Source organism: Lishizhenia tianjinensis, assembly GCF_900116425.1.
GTDB lineage: Bacteria > Bacteroidota > Bacteroidia > Flavobacteriales_D > Crocinitomicaceae > Lishizhenia > Lishizhenia tianjinensis.
In genome coordinates this window covers 1,038,548-1,056,300 of record NZ_FPAS01000001.1, presented here as the reverse complement: position 1 = coordinate 1,056,300, position 17,753 = coordinate 1,038,548, and the positions used below count along the sequence as shown (strand labels likewise).

The window sequence follows — 17,753 nt, the reverse complement described above, 5'->3', positions numbered from 1 at the left end:
TGTTAATCTATAGATTCTTTTTTTGGTTAGGGATGATGGGTAATATTAAAATGATTTCCGTGTTGTCATCTTTTGGAACTAATTCAATAGATAAATCTTTTCGTTTAAAAAGTCTGTTATAATTAACAATTCTACTTTTTGATATATGAACCGCGTGTCCCTCTTTAGATTTTTGCCATTTCTCAATTTGTTCCAGGCTCATCTGAGAATTGTTGCTAATAGATACTTGAATCGTCTTACTACCCTGTTTTTTTAGGCTAATGCTGATGATATTTTGATCCTTTTCAGCATGAAGTCCGTGTACAACCGCATTTTCAACAAAGGGTTGTATCATAAGAGAGGGAATGTAAAGACTTTTTAAGTTTAACGGCAGGTCAATGGTATATTCAAAATTATTGTTTCGAATTTGTTCGAGGTTTAAAAAGGATTGAATTAAATCTACCTCATGTTCTATCAGAATGATGTCATCGCCAGATTTTTCGAGTAGGTTTCGAAGCAGTTTTGAAAACTTGATGAGGTAGTTAGAAGCCTGCTGGTTTTCATTGAAAAGGATATGACTATTGATAGAGTTCAAAACATTGAAAATAAAGTGAGGTTTGATTCTCGCATTATTCAACCTTTGCTGATAAGATAGTAGGTTGTTTTGAATCTGAAGCTTTTTCATTTTTCTATTCAAACGAAAACGTACAAGTAAGAGTATGATTAATCCTAAACTGATTAAATACAGCACCAGCATGATCCAGTGTTTGTACCAAGGTGGGGTAATGGTGATTTGTGCCAATTGAATGGGAGATGACCAGGTAAACGCATCAATTTTGTATCGTGCCTCCAATTGATATTTGCCGTTCAAGTTGGTTAATGTAAAAGAGGGGGTGTTGGTAGATATCCAAGTATTACTGGTGTCTGTTCTAAATTGGTATTGTTTATGAAACCAATTGGAGTAAGAGTAGGTACTGAGGTCAAACTCTAAGAACTTAAGTCCAGAAGGGAAGCTAAAATTGGATTCCTCGTAAATAGCTATACTATTTGAGTCAGAGGTGAGTAATGTGGCTTTTGCTTTTTGTGATTTAATAGGTTGTTGAGGAAGATTTGAACTAAGGTGATAACGGTATACATTACCTTTAACTCCAAAGTATAAGGTGTTGTTTTCATAGTAAAGACTGTTAATTTGATTGGAGGATAAACCGTTGTTTTTATCAATAATTCTGATAGAACTATCTCTACAGATAAATAAACCTGAATTAGAAGCTATATAGTATTCATTTCTGTTCTTTTCGTAGTAAAAGCAATTGAATTCTACCTCGGGTAAAAGTCTATTGATGTTGTTGAGTGCTTGAATTTCTTGGGTTTCAATATTAAAAGAAAACAGTCCTTTGGTTTTGTCTAGAATGAGTATTTGCTGACGATCAATATTCTCCATTTGTTGAACATTGTATGCATCTGAGAACTCTTTCAGGGTAGCGTGTTTCTTAAGAATTCTAATCTTTTCTAAACTACTGTGGAGTATAGTGCTACTATCAATAAGAGCAATTTTTTTTGAGTATGTAATTTTAGAATCATCGAAAGGGGTGAAAAAAGGCGTGATTTTTAATTGGTCGGGTTTTATTGTGTAAACCCGGTCTGAGGAAGAGACAAAAATTTTATTGTCTATTACCTTTAGATCTCTGGAGAATGGAAGTGTGTAGCCAAATTCAGTTTTGTAGGGATGGAGTATTCCTCCCTTAGATAATACCAATTTATCTTCCAGAATAGCGTAGTTGCAATACTCTTGATTCGCTTCTGTTGAAAGAAATGTAGATGTTGATAGGTTGAATAAATGATGGTAGCTTAGGGCGTAAAGATTGTTTTGGAAGGTGAAGATTTTATGGATGTTTTTATCCGTTTCTTCTTCGATATAAGTTGAGGACTGTAAGTTCAGATCTTGGAAATAAAAGATACCATTCTCTAAAGTAGATACCCAAATTGCGCCTTGGTTGTCCACCAAAATAGAGGTGATGTAATCATTGCGAAGTACCATTGGTGAGCTACGCGTAATGCCTGATTGCGTTACTTTACCTATGTAAAAGCCTCCGGCGGTTGCAACAAGAATGTCATCGTGGTAAGGGGTGAGATAAACACTTTTGGATTCTGTTTCCACAACTTCCATTTCCTTAAATACCGTATTATAGAGAATACTGAAATTTGATCCCTTTATTTTTTGAAAAGGTTGTATGGCCGAGTTGACTTGAGGTGTTAACAATGCTTTCACTTGATTCTTGAAATATAAATCAAGTTTTAAGGTGTCGAGATTCTTACCCACCCTGTAATTATCTTTAAGCATGTTACAGGAAATCATTAAATGGTCTTCAATTTCTAAAATTTCAATGCCGTCTTTTTGCTTGATTTTAGTTATGTCTCCTTCTTTTGTTATTTTATGACAACCCGCACCGTTGATGGAGTAATACACAGCATCATTGGAATCAACATAAATCTCTTTCCAGATTCTAACTTTGTTTTTTAAGCGTTGTTTCAACAATTGATTGTAACGATAGGAGTGAATTTTACCCTCATGGAAGTAACAAAGTTCAAGCGACATTCCTAAAAACCAAATTCTACCGAATTGATCTTCATACATGTCAAATATGGTGGAATTTGTTAAGCCATCTTTTGCGGTGAATATTTTTGAAGTGTTTCCATCGTATTGGATTACACCTGCATCAGATAATATCCAGATATTACCCTTGCTATCTTGTTTTATTTTGTAGGTCTCTAAACTAGGTAGGTTAAGTTGTTCACTCACGTTTAAACCCTGGGTTTCAAAGTTGGGTTGCCCTTGTGCAAAGAGGCATAGAAAGAGTAGGTAAATAAGTAGAGTGAATCGCATAAAAATAAAAAAGCACTAATCGCTAAATTAGTGCTTTTTCTGATTTAATCAACTTCTTCGTAATCTACATCTTCAGCTTCCTTTCGGCCTCTGAGTATGGAGACTTTTCCGATATTACGTTGTGTATCTTCTTTCTCTTTGCGGTAAGCTTCTTTTTGCTTATTAAAGCGCTCTTGTTCACTTATATTTCGTTTGGCATTCATTAATCGGCCAATGAAGCGAACAATTACAAGAACAGCGATAATAATTAAAACTGTTCTCAGAAAATTAGCTGCATAGAGTAAGAACAACATATTATCTTGATAAGTATAAGTTTCTTTCAGAGAATACTTTTCTAAAGAATGGGTCTTTCAAATCTTTGATAAATCTGATCGCCTCTCCTGTAGATTTCATCTCTGGTCCTAATTCTTTGTTTACGTTAGGGAATTTGTTGAAAGAGAATACTGGAATCTTGATCGCATACCCTTCTTTTTTCGGGTTGAATTCGAAATCAGTTACTTTCTTTTCTCCTAACATTACTTTTGCAGCGTAGTTTACATACGGCTCGTCGTAAGCTTTTGCAATGAAAGGAACTGTTCTAGAAGCTCTTGGGTTGGCCTCGATCACGTAAACCATTTCATCTTTAATTGCAAACTGTATGTTCATTAAACCTACTGTCTTCAACTCAACGGCAATCTTCTTTGTAATGTCTTCGATTTGTTGCATTACGAAATCACCTAAGTTGTATGGAGGCAATACTGCGTAAGAGTCACCTGAGTGAATTCCTGCAGGCTCTATGTGTTGCATTACACCGATGATGTGAACGTTTTCTCCGTCACAAATTGCATCAGCTTCTGCTTCAATTGCTCCTCCTAAGAAGTGGTCTAATAAGATTTGGTTCTCTGGCATATCTCTTAAGATATCTACCACGTGGTGCTCTAATTCCTCCTCGTTGATAACGATTTTCATTTTCTGACCACCCAATACGTAAGATGGACGAACCAACAATGGGAAACCTAAATCTTTTGATAATTCTATTGCTTGCTCAGCACTTTCTACCACACCAAACTCTGGGTAAGGAATGTTGTTTTCTTTCAATAATTTAGAGAATCTACCTCTATCTTCTGCTAAGTCCAAAGCATCGTAGCTTGTTCCGAAAATTTTAATTCCGTAACGCTCTAATTTCTCAGCTAGTTTTAATGCTGTTTGACCACCTAACTGTACGATAACACCTTCTGGTTTCTCGTGCTTGATGATGTCGTAAATGTGCTCCCAGAAAACAGGCTCGAAGTATAACTTGTCAGCTGTATCAAAGTCAGTAGAAACTGTCTCTGGGTTACAGTTGATCATAATTGTTTCGTATCCACATTCTTTGGCTGCCAATACTCCGTGTACACAAGAGTAATCGAATTCAATACCTTGACCAATTCTGTTAGGTCCAGATCCTAAAACAATTACTTTTTTCTTGTCAGATACTTCACTCTCGTTTTCGTATTCGAAAGTAGAGTAGTAGTATGGCGTTTGTGCTGGGAACTCAGCGGCACAAGTATCTACTAATTTGTAAACTCTCTTGATACCGAATTCTTCTCTTTTCTCGTGTACTTCAGATTCTAAACATCTTAATAAGTGACCTAATTGACGGTCAGCATATCCTTTTTGCTTAGCTTCGAATAACAAGTCTTTAGAGATATTGTCAATTGAGAACTTCTCAATTTTTCTTTCTAATTTGATTAACTCTTCAATTTGCTTCAAGAACCATACGTCAATCTTAGTCTTTTCAAAAATAGTTTTGAAAGGTATACCTAATTTGATCGCGTCGTATACGTGGAACAATCTGTTCCAGCTTGGGTGTGCTAAAGAGTGAAGAATTTCGTCTTGGTTGGTAACTTCTTTTCCGTCTGCTCCTAAACCGTTACGGTTAATTTCTAGTGACTGACAAGCTTTTTGTAAAGCCTCTTGGAAAGATCTACCGATTCCCATTACTTCACCAACTGACTTCATCTGTAATCCTAACTGGCGATCAGCACCAGGGAATTTGTTGAAGTTCCAACGTGGAATCTTAACGATAACGTAGTCTAATGTTGGTTCAAATAATGCAGAAGTAGTTTTTGTAATTTGGTTATCTAGTTCATCCAATGTGTATCCAATCGCCAACTTAGAAGCAATCTTCGCAATAGGGTAACCAGTTGCTTTAGATGCCAAGGCAGAAGAACGCGATACACGTGGGTTAATTTCAATTGCAATGATATCTTCTTTCTCGTCTGGAGATACGGCAAACTGAACGTTACACCCTCCGGCAAAGTTACCGATAGAACGCATCATTTTAATAGCCATGTCTCTCATACGTTGGAAAGTAGTATCAGATAAGGTCATTGCTGGAGCTACTGTAATTGAGTCTCCTGTGTGTATCCCCATAGGGTCGAAGTTCTCAATAGAACAGATAATTACAACGTTGTCGTTCTTATCTCTCAATAACTCTAATTCGTATTCTTTCCAACCCAATAAAGCTTTGTCTATCATCACCTCGTGAATAGGAGAGGCGTGTAAACCTTTATTTAAGTTGTCGTCAAAGTCTTTTTCGTCGTGTACGATAGCAGCACCAGCTCCTCCTAAAGTGTAGGATGCTCTAATACAAACAGGAAGTCCGTACTCTTGCATTACGCTTTTACCTTCTAAGAAAGATTTTGCTGTTGTTTGTGGAGCCATTGGTACATCAATTTCCTCCATTAAGTTTCTGAATGCCTCACGGTTTTCAGTAATTTCAATCGCGTTGATGTCAACCCCGATGATATCTACTCCGTGATCTTCCCAGATACCCATTTCATCACATTTGATGGCAAGGTTTAATGCGGTTTGACCTCCCATTGTTGGAAGTACTGCATCAATGTTGTGTTTTTCTAAGATTTCTAGAATGCTCTCTGGCTCAAGAGGTTTTAGATAAACGTTGTCTGCAACAACCTTATCTGTCATAATTGTAGCAGGGTTCGAGTTTATCAAAGTAACTTCGATTCCTTCTTCTCTTAATGAACGTGCTGCTTGAGATCCTGAGTAATCGAACTCACATGCTTGACCGATAACAATTGGGCCACTACCGATAATTAATATCGATTTAATGCTTTCATTTCTAGGCATTCTGAACTAATTTTTTTTTGTTTCCAAAAATGTTAAACCAAATTGGGGGCAAATTTAGCACCTTTTATTCTGTTTAAAAAGTTTATTGGAGATAGTTTTCAAGAAAGCGTTGTTTTTAATTGTAATTCCTTGGACTACAACCTTAGAGGGGGATTCTTTTTTTCTGAAGGGCTTTATTTTCTGTACGATATCGTACGCGTTCTGTTCATTATCGTACACTTAATGAAGAGTTCTTATTTTGTTTTGTCTTGATTTTTAAGGGTTTGACTTTTTGGCACAATCATTCGCTAGCTCTTGTAAAATTAAAGGAGGTTGTGGACATAGAAATTGAAAAAAGTTTTTGGGAAAAACATAAGGTTAAAATCTACTTGGTGGGTAGTGTTTTCTTGCTGGGTGCGTTGTTGACGGTTTATCTTAATAATAATATTGTACAAGTTCCTTTCAAACAAATCAAATTAGGTAAAGTGAGTTTTGGCGAATTTCAGGAAATAGTCATCGCCAATGGTACCGTTCAACCGAAACGAACTATTTTAATAGATGCCAAGGAGGGGGGAGCTGTTCTTTATAAGTACAAAGAAGATGGTGATACCGTAAAAGCAGGTGAAGTTTTACTTGCCTTGCAAAATGAAGCTTTGGTTTTAGAATACATGCAAAGAGAAACCCAAGTAGTGGAGCAATTGAATAACTTGAGGAATACACAAATTACACTTCATCAAAACTTGAGAAGGTTAGAAGATGATTATGCTTTAACGCTGAAAGAGAAAGAAAATATCAGTAGAAGTTTTAAAGGGGATTCTGCTGTATTTGTCATGAAAGGCTTGGCTCAATTGGAATATGAAAAGCAAAAAGAAGAAAAAAGCTATACTACAAATCGCTTAAAGGTTTTGAAACAGCGCTTAGAAGAGGATAAGCATTATTTGAAGGTGCAGAATGATAGGATAAAAGCATCCATAGCTTTGATGGAAAGAAACCTTGAAATGATACGCTCTAAAATTGAAGAAATGCAGGTTTTAGTTCCCTTGAGTGGTCGTTTAACTTCGTTTGATGTGGAAATAGGTCAGGTCTTAGCAGCTAATGAAATTGTAGCCCGTGTGGATGTTCCAGGAGCTTATAAAATTGTGGCTTTAGTAGATCAGCATTATTTAAATAGAGTAGTGGTTGGACAAAAAGCAGAGATTAAAGTACAGGGAAAAAGCTTTCATTTATCCATTACTCGTGTGAAACAAAATGTGGTGAATGGTCAGTTTGAAATTGAGTTGTTTTTTGAGGATGAACTTCCTGAGAATTTAGGTAGAGGACAAAGTTTTCAAGTGGCCATTGCAATTAGTGGAAAAGAGGAAACCCTTAAAATTCCCCGCGGATCCTATTTTTCATCGTCGGGAGGAAAATTTGTATACGTTGTAAAAGAAGGTAGAGCCTACAAACGCAAAATAGTTTTAGGCAAACAAAACCCACAGTATTACCAGGTGATTGAAGGCGTGGAAAAAGGAGAAGAATTTATAATGAGTTCTTACGAAGGTTATAGTAAAGAAGATGAGATATTAATACAGAACTAATATGTTGAAATTAGAAAATATTGTAAAGAAATACAGAACCTCTGCGGTTGAAACTTTGGCCGTGAATGGGTTGAGTATAACTATTAATCAAGGTGAATTTGTAGCCATTATGGGGGCTTCAGGTTGTGGAAAGTCAACTTTATTGAACATTATTGGGATGTTGGATAATGCAGATAGCGGTTCTTATTTTTTAGATGGTAAAGATGTGTCGTCTTTAAAAGCGAATGAAAGAACAGATGTGAGAAAAAACACCATAGGTTTTGTGTTTCAAAACTTCAACTTAATTGATGAATTAACGGTGGGAGAAAATGTGGAGCTTCCGCTTCAATATTTAAATATTCCTAAAAGTGAACGCAAACAGAAAGTAGATAGGGTTTTGGAGAAAATGGGGATAGCGCACCGCAAGAACCATTATCCTTCGCAGTTGTCGGGCGGACAACAACAACGTGTGGCCGTGGCAAGAGCCGTGGTAACAGAACCTAAATTGGTATTGGCCGATGAGCCTACGGGAAACTTGGATAGTCATTTTGGAAATGAGGTACTTGACATCTTAAAAGGCTTAAATGCTGCAGGTACTACCATAGTTATGGTGACGCATTCATCCAATGACGCTAAAGTTGCGCAACGAATCATAGAATTACGCGATGGTAAATTACTTACTGAACGTGTGGAAGCTGTAAATCAATTATAAGAGAAGATGCTAGGAAATCAGTTAAAAGTATTGTGGAGAAATCTTCTTGGAAATAGGGTGTACACCTTGTTGAATGTCATTGGATTGGCCGTTGGTATAGCCGCCAGTACCTTAATTGGCTTATATGTTATTGACGAGCTCTCTTACGATAATTATCACGAAAAAAAGGACAGGATTTATCGTTTAACTACCACCCTTGATTTAGGAGGAGATATGCAGGCGGCCGTTACCAACATGGCGGTGGGTCCAACCCTTAAACGCGATTACCCTTTGGTTGAAAATTATGTTCGCTTTTTTGGTGGTGGAGGTGAAGTGGAATTAACGGTGGATAATACCGTTTACAAAACCGATAATATTCGCTTTACAGATAGTACTTTGTTTGATGTGTTTACCTACGAATTTATTCAAGGTGATCCGAAAGACGCGTTAAAGGCCCCAAATACGGTGGTGTTAACCAAGACTTTGGCCCTAAAAGTTTTTGGTGCTACAGATGTGTTGAACAAGCAATTGAAAATGAACAACTCCATGTTGCGGGTGACTGGGGTCATTGAAGATGTAAAGCCAAATTCAGAAATGCAATTCAAAGCCGTTGTGTCCATGTCTACACTACCACAGCAAACACGAGATGTATTTACGCAAGACTGGTTTAGAATAGGCGTTTTTACCTTTATTTTAATGAAGGAAACTATAGATCCTTATGACTTTGAGGATGAGTTGGATGAGGTCAATGAGAAGTATGTTTTACCTTGGGGACAAGCCAATGGTTCAGAGGCATCGCATGATTTTAGACTTACGGCACTGAAAGATGTTCATTTTGATAATAGGCATGAATACGATTTGCCGAAAGGGAAGAAAAGTACACTTTATATCTTTGTTTTACTCGGCTTTTTCTTGCTTTTGATAGCTGCTTTTAACTTCATTAATTTGAGTTTAGCCCAGCAAAGAAAAAGGTCTAAAGAAGTAGGGGTAAGAAAAACCCTTGGAGCAAGTAATTCGAGCATTATGCGTCAATTCATTTTAGAGAGTTGTTTGCTCACAGCCGTTTCTATGCTTATTGGCCTCATGTTGACTGAAATCTTTCTAGAACAATTTAATCAAGTTTCTGGAAAATATATTGTAGCATGGGATGTGTTTACTCCGAAAGTGTTGGCTATTGAATTGGGGATATTTGTTTTTATCGCTTTGCTTTCTGGGGCGTATCCTGCCTTCATATTATCAAATCTAAAACCTACTACAGTGTTGAAGGGAACACAACAGAAAGAGGGGAGTGTTGGCTTGTTTAGAAAATTATTAATTGGTCTACAATTTCTGTTTTCCATATTCATGATAACAGGTTCCTTTTTGGTGGGAGATCAACTGGAGTACATTCGTTCTAAAAATTTAGGTTTTGATAAAGAAAACTTAGTTACAGTTACGCTGCCCAGTGATACTACGGCCAGAAAGAATGCCTTGCCTTGGATAGATTTATTAAAGAATGATGATAGAATTAAAAGTTATTCACGCAGTAATTTACCCACAGGTGGTAGTCCTGAAATTATGTTTAGAATAGAAGATGGGGAAAGGCTACAAGAAAGAACTGTAAAGTGCTTATTTGTGGACGAATACTTTGCGGAAGTATTGGGCTTAAAGCTCACTCAAGGAAGGTTCTTTTCGTCTAAATTTCCTACAGATGCACAACAAGGTTTTATCGTGAATCAGACAGCCGTTAAGGAATTTGGTTGGGAAGATGAACCTTTGAACAAACGTGTACAGTGGGGCTTACTGGCCGATAATCAAGCCGAAAATGACGGAAAAGTGATCGGGGTGATTGATGATTTTAATTTTCAGAGTTTACACAATAAACTAGAGCCGCTTATTCTGCTCTATAACCCAAGTTTGCAAGGAGGAACTACGGTATCTATTCGGTTCAAAGAAGGTGACTACACAAAGACCTTGAGTTATTTAGAAGAGGAATGGAATAAAACCGTAAAAACGCATGCCTTTGATTTGAGTTTTTACGATCAAGATATAGCGGAAAACTATAGAGACGAAAATAAGCTCTTTACCATATTCATGTTTTTTTCAGCCGTATCCATCATTTTGGCAAGTTTTGGTTTGTTCTCCATTTTGAGCTACAGCATACAAGCCAGATCGAAAGAAATTGGGATACGCAAGGTGTTGGGTGCAACAGATGTTCAAGTAATGTGGATAATTGCCAAAGATTTTGTTTGGCTCATGATAGGTGCATTTGTTTTAGCTACTCCAGTTGTTTATTTCTTGTGGAGCAGTTGGTTAGATGATTTTGCCTACCACACAAACTTGCAAATAGGAAGTCTAATCTTGAGTTTGCTTATCGCTTTGGTTCTTGTTTTAATTACGGTGATATATCATGGAATCAAGGTGTCTAAATCAAACCCTATAGATACCATACGAGTAGAGTAAAGTTATTGGGGAGCACATTAAAAGTGATTGAATTTGTTTTAGCAGTACAATATAAATCGACCTGAAGGTACAAGTAGTTTATACATAGGTTGTTGCTCCCCTTTTTTAAGTTTTATCTTTTAAAATTAGTGTGAAATGAAGCATATATTGAATTTATTATTGTTGTTAATAGCAGGCTTGTTAAATGCTCAGCAGCATTCACCGAAGACGGCTGTGGAGTCTTACTTAGAATATTATAAAGCTGGAGACACCACGGGTTTGAAAACTGTTTTTCATGAAGATTTTCAGTTGACCTATATAAGTCCATGGGAGCAAGGAGCAAAGGCGTATAAGAAGGTGAACAGAGCGGAGATGTTTGGATTTTTCAATGCACATTGGAAAGAATTGAATATCTCTGGGACCTATAGCGAATTGAGTGTTACGGGTAATATAGCACAGGCAAAGGCAATTGTGAGGTTGGAAGGAATAGTAGAATGGACGGATTATATTACCCTAATTCAAATGGAGGGTAAATGGTGGATCATCGCCAAATCTTCAACGGGGGAACTGTTGGAAGAAGATTAATCTACCAGCGGTTGAAGCGGCAGCCCGCAACCCCAAGTTTATTGGGGGAGGACTATAGCGGAAGACGCGGCCCACATCCTTTAGGTGTGGGGGGGGCAAAAATAAAACAACGAAAAAAGTGTTCATTATCGAACAATCCTTATTTTTAAAGTATGTCCCAGAAATATCCCAATAAAATTGCCTTGTTTGACGATGATGAGAATATACTCATAGCGTTGAAATTAGTCGTGCAAAAACACTATTCGAAAGTAAGCATGTTCAGTGTTCAGGAAGAATTATTGGCAGCACTTGAAGCGGAGGAGTATGATGTGTTGATGATGGATATGAATTATACCAAGGGAGAGGTGAGCGGTGCAGAGGGTTTGAGCTTTCTTAATGAATTGGTTGCAAAGTTTCCGAGCTTAAGCATAGTCGTAATGACAGCTTTTAGTGAAATTAATTTGGCAGTAGAATCCATGAAGTTGGGTGCAAAGGATTTCGTTAAAAAACCTTGGGAGAATGCACGTTTGTTAAAAACTCTAGAGCAAGTTGTTCAGTTAAAATCAACTACTCAAGAGTTACAAAAGGTGAAGGCCGTACAACGTATGGATTTTGTGGAGAATGCTGCAGAGCTTGACTTTGGGATGATAGGTGATTCTCAAGTCATGCGCGATTTAAAAGCGACCATAGCCCAGGTGGCCGAAACGGATGCCAATGTTCTGGTGTTGGGCGAAAACGGAACGGGAAAAGAATTGGTAGCCAAAGCCTTGCATGCAGCCAGTTTGCGTAAGGAAGAAGCCTTTGTGAAAATTGATTTGGGAACTGTTCACGAACAGCTGTTTGAAGCTGAACTTTTTGGGGCAAAGAAAGGGGCGTATACAGGACTTAATGCCGATAAGGAAGGTAGAATGATTTTGGCCGATAAAGGAACTTTGTTTTTAGATGAAATAGGAAATCTAAGTTTACCACTACAGGCGAAAATGTTGTCTGTTCTTCAGAATAGAGAGGTGATTGCCGTAGGGGACACGAAAGCCAAAAAGATAGATGTTCGTTTGATAGCTGCAACCAACATGCCTTTGGAAGAGCTGTTAGATGGAGGAAAGTTTAGACAGGATTTACTCTACAGGATAAATACGGTGGAGATTGTTCTCCCCCCTTTAAGAAATAGAAGGGAAGATATAGATGATCTGTTGCATTTTTTTAAGCAAAAGTTTATACGAAAATATAAGAAGGAAGCCATAGAGTTTAGTCCGAAAGCCATAGATGAAGCGAGATCTTACAGTTGGCCTGGAAACGTTAGAGAATTAGAGCATGCGGTTGAACGCGCTGTGGTATTGGCCAAAGATGGTGTAATATACGCCAGTGATTTAGTGAATGCGGCTAAGAAAGAAATTTACGCCGGACCCGGTGTTTTGGCCAACCTGAATTTACAGGAGATGGAAATAGCTTTGATCAATGAAGCGTTGAAAGTACACCGTGGAAATATGACAAAAGCTGCAAAAGATTTAGGCTTAACAAGAGCTGCTTTGTACAGACGTTTAGAAAAATACGACCTGTAGCATGAAAATCAAGAGATTTACAATATTCTTGGGACTTAGAGTTGTTATGCTCTTGGTTTTGATGGTGAGCTTTAGCTTTGTTTTATGGAGTAAAGAATGGGTGGTTACTCCTTTTGTTTTGGGAGGATTTATCCTACTTTCCATCCTAGAATTAATTCGTTTTTTATTTCGCTTTCAAAAAAAGTTGAGTAATACTTTGCACCAGTATAAGTATGAAAACGAAGTGCCTATTCGTTCAGATTTTCCAGAAGTTTTTGAAGCCTTGAAAGAGATCATGGAGATTCGTTGGAATCAGGATGCCGTTTTGGAGGATAATTTGGTGTTGTTTCAAAGTCTTGTAGCGTTGCAAGCACAAGCTGTTTTGATTTGTAACCGCAATGGTGAAGTGGTTTTTCAAAGTGATGCTGTTTCTGAACTTCTCTCTTATAAAGTTGTGAGTAATTTCTCTGAATTGGAGGGATACAGTCTTAAGGTTTATTCCACACTTAAATCTATGGAGAGCAATGATCAGGTAGTGTTAGAGGCAAAAGAATTTGAATTTATCTTTCCAAAAGATATCAAAGTTGAAATGACGAAACTGTTGATCAGGCGGCAAGAGTTTAAGGTCTTCCACTTTAGTTTAGAACAAGCCAATGCTCAAGAATTTGAAGCTTGGGCGAATTTTGCAAAAGTAGTTGCCCATGAAATCAGAAATGGTATTTCTCCGGTAAAAAGTTTATCTAATTCATTGCAAGATGATTTGGATGTTATTGGCGATGAAAATATCAGGAGTGATTTTAAATCGGCCTTAACCATTATTGAAAATAGGTGCGATAATTTACTTGAGTTTACGGAGAAATACAGAAAGTTGGTGAGAATAACAGCGCCGCAAAAAGCATATTTTTCATTGAACGTATTGTTGGAGAAATTAGAAAGGTTAAATCTCAAAAGCCTTGAAAACATAGATTTGCATAAAATAGGTTTTGAGTATGAAATTATGTTGTTTGGTGATGAGAAGCAGCTCATGCACGTATTTGAGAATTTACTTTTAAATAGTTTGCAAGCTTTTGAGAGGAATGAGATTGTTCAACCAGAATTAAGTATAGAAATCAAAGATCAAAAATCTGATGTACTTGTTTTTATGAGGGATAATGGAGGCGGAATTTCTGAAGAAGATTTACCGCATATCTTTTTACCTTTTTATACCACTCAAGAGGAGGGTAGTGGAATAGGTTTAAGTGTTGCGCAACAGATATTAGCTAAACATAAAGGACAAATTCACTGGGTGAAGGAGGAGCAACCTTTTACGACTTTCTGTGTGCGTATACCCAAGGGTAGAGGGTGATTAATCCATTCTTAGTCGAGATTTAAGAAGAGAAACGTTTTGAATTTCAGTTCTACTATCTAACATTTCAATAAAACTTTTGAACCCTATGAGGTATTGGTTGATGCCTATTTTCCCATGTTTTTTGGTGCTCACAAAAATCTTTGCACTAAAAGCGTTGTAAGTAACATCTTCTAAATCTGACCAATCCATGGTGTAGCTTTGTCCGTTGGTTTTAAATACAGTAAGTTCGTCAGAATTAAAGGTGATTTTATGTCTGTAATAACTCATTACAGCATAGATAGCAAGGGGGAGAATGAGTAAATCCACTAAGAAAATAATATGCTCTTCATTGATACTGTTGAACGTCATTGTTTGGAAGAGCATAATATTAATTCCTACAAAAGTTATTAGCGCTATAAGTCCACCAAAGAGGTAAACCTTGTTCATTTTTAAAGTATAGTTACCCTCTTTATCAGGGTTAACTTTGGCGTTGGTACCTGAACTCAACAAAAAGAAGAGTCCAACAACCAATGCTCCAAGAACAACGTAAGGTAAATACGGGCGCATAACGAACTGTTTTGGTAAGTAAGTTATTGATTTGTAGGGAATGCGCCAAATTTTATCGCTGAACTGATATTTTTGAATTCCTTCGTAGGGAAGAGAATACTTCTATTCAGTATGATAAATTTTCTCTGTGCTGCCGTCGCTGTATATGTAAATTAAGAGAATGTTGGGTTTGATGCTTGTTTCTCGCCCTACAATATCTACTACTTTAACGAGTTCTTTTTTCTTGTGGAATTGTGGTTCCTCTATACCGACATAACCTAGGGTAATTTCTCTACAATATTCATCATTGGTAATGTTTAAATCTGTAAGGTTGTTTGGGTGACTTGAGTACACACATGTGTTTCTTAAGATAGAGTCTACGCTGGGTTGATAAAAACTTTGATGATTGAAAATTAATCCTAAATCTATCCATGCGGAATCTCCGGGTAATATATTTAGGTTGCTAAACTCTTGCGTGTAATAGATCTCTCCACAGGCTACGTGGGGTCCATGGTGATGGTTTAGTCTGCATGAGTTGAGGGGGAAATTCCCGTAATTTTTTAATAATGCTTGTGCGTATATTTTAACAGCGTATAAGCCGTCAACGTTTGGTATGTCCGAAATGTCTATTTGCGTGATGTTTAGGTTGCTCACACCAATATCTGTTCTATTCACCGAACTGTTTACATTAGAATTTAAGGAATAATCTAATTGCCTAATGACTTTATTGCTGTTGGTTATTTCAAAATTCGAATGAATACTTAAATGGTGTTCATTAAAATCTTTAGGGTCGTCTATGTTTACCACAGTAGGGATTTGAAGGTTGTTAAGCAATTGCAGGTCATGATCAAATGTTATGATGTTTTGAGCTGTATTTGAATGACTTATAAAAGATAGCTTGTTGTCATGATGTTTCAGGTGGGAGTAACTCGATAGGTTTTGTACAGCGTTCTGGGAAATCACCTGAAAGTTATTATCAATAGAGAAAATACTGTCTGTAGTGATGAGGTAAGTTGTGTCATTCACAGTTAAGAAGTCTGTAACCGTTGTGTTAAAAGACATTTCATTTAAAGGTGTGCCTGTTGCGGAGTATTTGTGGAGTTTGTTTTGTTCGGATGCTAGGAAAGTACTATTACTATTCGATGTTATTTTAGTTAAGTTAAAATGTGGAACTTCTATGCTGTCCATAAGAATTCCGTTCGTATTCAACGTATAGATTTTTGAACTAGAATTATTAGAAAAGTTCAAGTAAATGTTGTTTGAATTATTTAGGGTAAGTCCAGTAAATTTATCGTTGAAAATATCTATTTCCATCCACGGTTTTGTCCAAAGGTGATTTCCGGAGGCATCAAATTTTTGAATACCCCAAGAGGCGTAATTGGCTATGTCACAATGGTACATAGTTTCAATTAGTAAATAGACACCATCATTTTCATTAGGGATTATTTCATGAATAATCAAATATTCATTGTTGTCGTAAACAATTTCATGTGTCCAAAGGACTTGACCTAAGGTGTCGGTTTTGGTAAGGTAAGAGGGGGAGGAATAGTTATTGGAAATATAATTTTGATGAGTAGAATAAGTATACTTTCCAATGTTTACAACACCCGTTGCTTTTTGATCGTAATTGTCGTTGAGACCGTATTCATAGTTTAATCCTTGGCTGAAGCCAAAAAGAGAAATAAAACTAAAAAGGATGGATACATAAGATTTCATAAGGTGGAATTTAGTGATTGGTTTTGAGAGGATTAAATTAAGCAAAAAAAACGTAAAAAACTTTATAATATCCTAATAGCTCGCATGTTTGCCAAGTAATAAATTTTTAGGTGACGCTGAGTTTTCGTAACTTAAGATTCAACCTAATCTAATAAGTCATGAATTTCGAAGAATTTATCCGTCGTTTCGGTACGGAAAAGAAGTGTGTACAATATCTAAAAAAGGAAAGAGAACGCAGAGGTATTTGCTGTTCAAATTGCAAATCCAATGTTACAAATTGGAGAAGTAAACATATGTATTGGCGCTGTAAATGTGGGAAGAAAATTAGTTTAAAAAGTGGAACAATGTTAGAATCAACTAAGCTGAAATATTCAATTTGGTTTAAGGCTATTTTTTTAATGACACATATTAATAAATCTTATTCTTGCGCTGAATTATCAAGGGTTTTGGGTATTAAAAGGGAAAGAACTGTTTGGTATTTAATGATGAAAATTAGAACAGCGATGGGCAAGGATTTGAATGCTAAAGATTATTTTCAATACTTATATATTTATGCTGCGAATAAAGATTCGGAAAAGAATATTACAGGCTTGAAAAATCAATCTATATCCGCAATTTGTAGATCTGTCAAAAAAGGTAATGATGAGATAAGTTTGATTGCTCCAGTTGAATTACAGGTTAGTGTGTTTGCGAAAGAAAATAATTTAAAGCAATCTGGTTACCGATGTTTAAAGATATTAGGAGTTCAGGAAGCGATTGAATTGAAAGACCCAATGAGTCCAGTTAAATCCAGTGTTAAAAACTGGATGGATACTTTGCTCATGAATTCAAATCGGATACTCAACGGAGTGCATCATGGTGTGAGTTTTCTGCATATCCAGAAGTATATGTTTGAGTTTTCTTTTAATTATAATTATCGAAATAAAGATAAGTTTAGGCGCTTGTTTGAGTGTCTACTTACCTAAATTTTGGCAAACATGCGAGGTGTTAGAAATTTCAATTTTTTCAAAATTATTTTCAACAAAAAAAAGACAACCAACCCTCCCGTCAATTGTCTTTATCACTCAACTCTCATAACTCTTTAAATTAACCTAAACTTCACCGGTAAAGTAAATTGTTCCCCTTCCTGATCCGAACACAAGATCAATTGGTTGAGTGGCGTGTTGTTCACTGCCTCCAAAGCGGCGTTGTCTAACAGCTTACATACGCCTTCACTTACCCAAGCATTAATTTTTCCATCTTTTATGGTAAAGGAAATTTGAACGGTCCCTTCCTGTCTTCTTTCTATAGCCAGGGTTGGGTATTCCAATATTTCCTCTACCCAATTCTTAATTACTTCTGTGGTGTTTACACAGGTTTCTGCTGATGGATCTCCCGCGCTAAATGCGCTAAAACTGATGATTACACAAACCAGTGGGAGTACGACTAAATTTTTCATAAC

Annotated in this window: 13 protein-coding genes; 7 read left to right on the top strand and 6 right to left on the bottom strand. The window is 36.7% G+C overall.

The window, feature by feature from the left end:
• Positions 1-7 precede the first annotated feature (7 nt).
• From BM327_RS04915 to carB, 3 genes are all read right to left on the bottom strand, one after another.
• Entirely contained in the window at positions 8-2,779 is a 2,772-nt protein-coding gene (locus BM327_RS04915; protein WP_170853671.1) for a sensor histidine kinase, read from the bottom strand.
• A 128-nt stretch (positions 2,780-2,907) separates the two neighbouring features.
• A complete protein-coding gene (locus tag BM327_RS15775; protein ID WP_139230259.1) occupies positions 2,908-3,156 on the bottom strand; it encodes a hypothetical protein in 249 nt (82 codons plus the stop codon).
• Between the two features lies 1 nt (position 3,157).
• The gene (gene carB, locus BM327_RS04910; RefSeq protein ID WP_090247049.1) at positions 3,158-5,974 is read right to left on the bottom strand and encodes a carbamoyl-phosphate synthase large subunit; all 2,817 of its coding nucleotides are present in this window, start codon (positions 5,972-5,974) and stop codon (positions 3,158-3,160) included.
• 314 nt (positions 5,975-6,288) lie between these two features.
• Between carB and BM327_RS04900 the strand changes: the two genes are divergently transcribed.
• From BM327_RS04900 to BM327_RS04875, 6 genes are all read left to right on the top strand, one after another.
• The gene (locus BM327_RS04900; protein ID WP_139230258.1) at positions 6,289-7,530 is read left to right on the top strand and encodes an efflux RND transporter periplasmic adaptor subunit; all 1,242 of its coding nucleotides are present in this window, start codon (positions 6,289-6,291) and stop codon (positions 7,528-7,530) included.
• Between the two features lies 1 nt (position 7,531).
• A complete protein-coding gene (locus BM327_RS04895) occupies positions 7,532-8,221 on the top strand; it encodes an ABC transporter ATP-binding protein (RefSeq protein ID WP_090247038.1) in 690 nt (229 codons plus the stop codon).
• A gap of 6 nt (positions 8,222-8,227) precedes the next feature.
• Positions 8,228-10,642, top strand: coding sequence for an ABC transporter permease (locus BM327_RS04890; protein ID WP_090247035.1), 2,415 nt, complete (start codon positions 8,228-8,230; stop codon positions 10,640-10,642).
• Between the two features lie 135 nt (positions 10,643-10,777).
• Positions 10,778-11,206, top strand: coding sequence for a nuclear transport factor 2 family protein (locus BM327_RS04885; protein WP_090247032.1), 429 nt, complete (start codon positions 10,778-10,780; stop codon positions 11,204-11,206).
• Positions 11,207-11,358: 152 nt separating this feature from the next.
• Positions 11,359-12,744, top strand: a complete 1,386-nt coding sequence (locus BM327_RS04880; protein ID WP_090247029.1) for a sigma-54-dependent transcriptional regulator — start codon at positions 11,359-11,361, stop codon at positions 12,742-12,744.
• Position 12,745: 1 nt separating this feature from the next.
• Positions 12,746-14,068 (top strand): sensor histidine kinase, encoded by a 1,323-nt coding sequence (locus BM327_RS04875; protein WP_090247027.1) that lies wholly within the window; start codon positions 12,746-12,748, stop codon positions 14,066-14,068.
• Here BM327_RS04875 and BM327_RS04870 read toward each other — a convergent pair whose 3' ends face one another.
• A complete protein-coding gene (locus BM327_RS04870; protein WP_090247024.1) occupies positions 14,069-14,617 on the bottom strand; it encodes a hypothetical protein in 549 nt (182 codons plus the stop codon).
• Positions 14,618-14,719: 102 nt separating this feature from the next.
• A complete protein-coding gene (locus BM327_RS04865; protein WP_090247021.1) occupies positions 14,720-16,312 on the bottom strand; it encodes a hypothetical protein in 1,593 nt (530 codons plus the stop codon).
• 158 nt (positions 16,313-16,470) lie between these two features.
• On the opposite strand from BM327_RS04865, the gene BM327_RS04860 reads away from it, so the two are divergent.
• A complete protein-coding gene (locus BM327_RS04860; protein ID WP_090247018.1) occupies positions 16,471-17,277 on the top strand; it encodes a hypothetical protein in 807 nt (268 codons plus the stop codon).
• Positions 17,278-17,393: 116 nt separating this feature from the next.
• On the opposite strand, the gene BM327_RS04855 is transcribed toward BM327_RS04860, so the two are convergent.
• Positions 17,394-17,750 (bottom strand): energy transducer TonB, encoded by a 357-nt coding sequence (locus BM327_RS04855; RefSeq protein WP_139230257.1) that lies wholly within the window; start codon positions 17,748-17,750, stop codon positions 17,394-17,396.
• Positions 17,751-17,753: the final 3 nt, after the last annotated feature.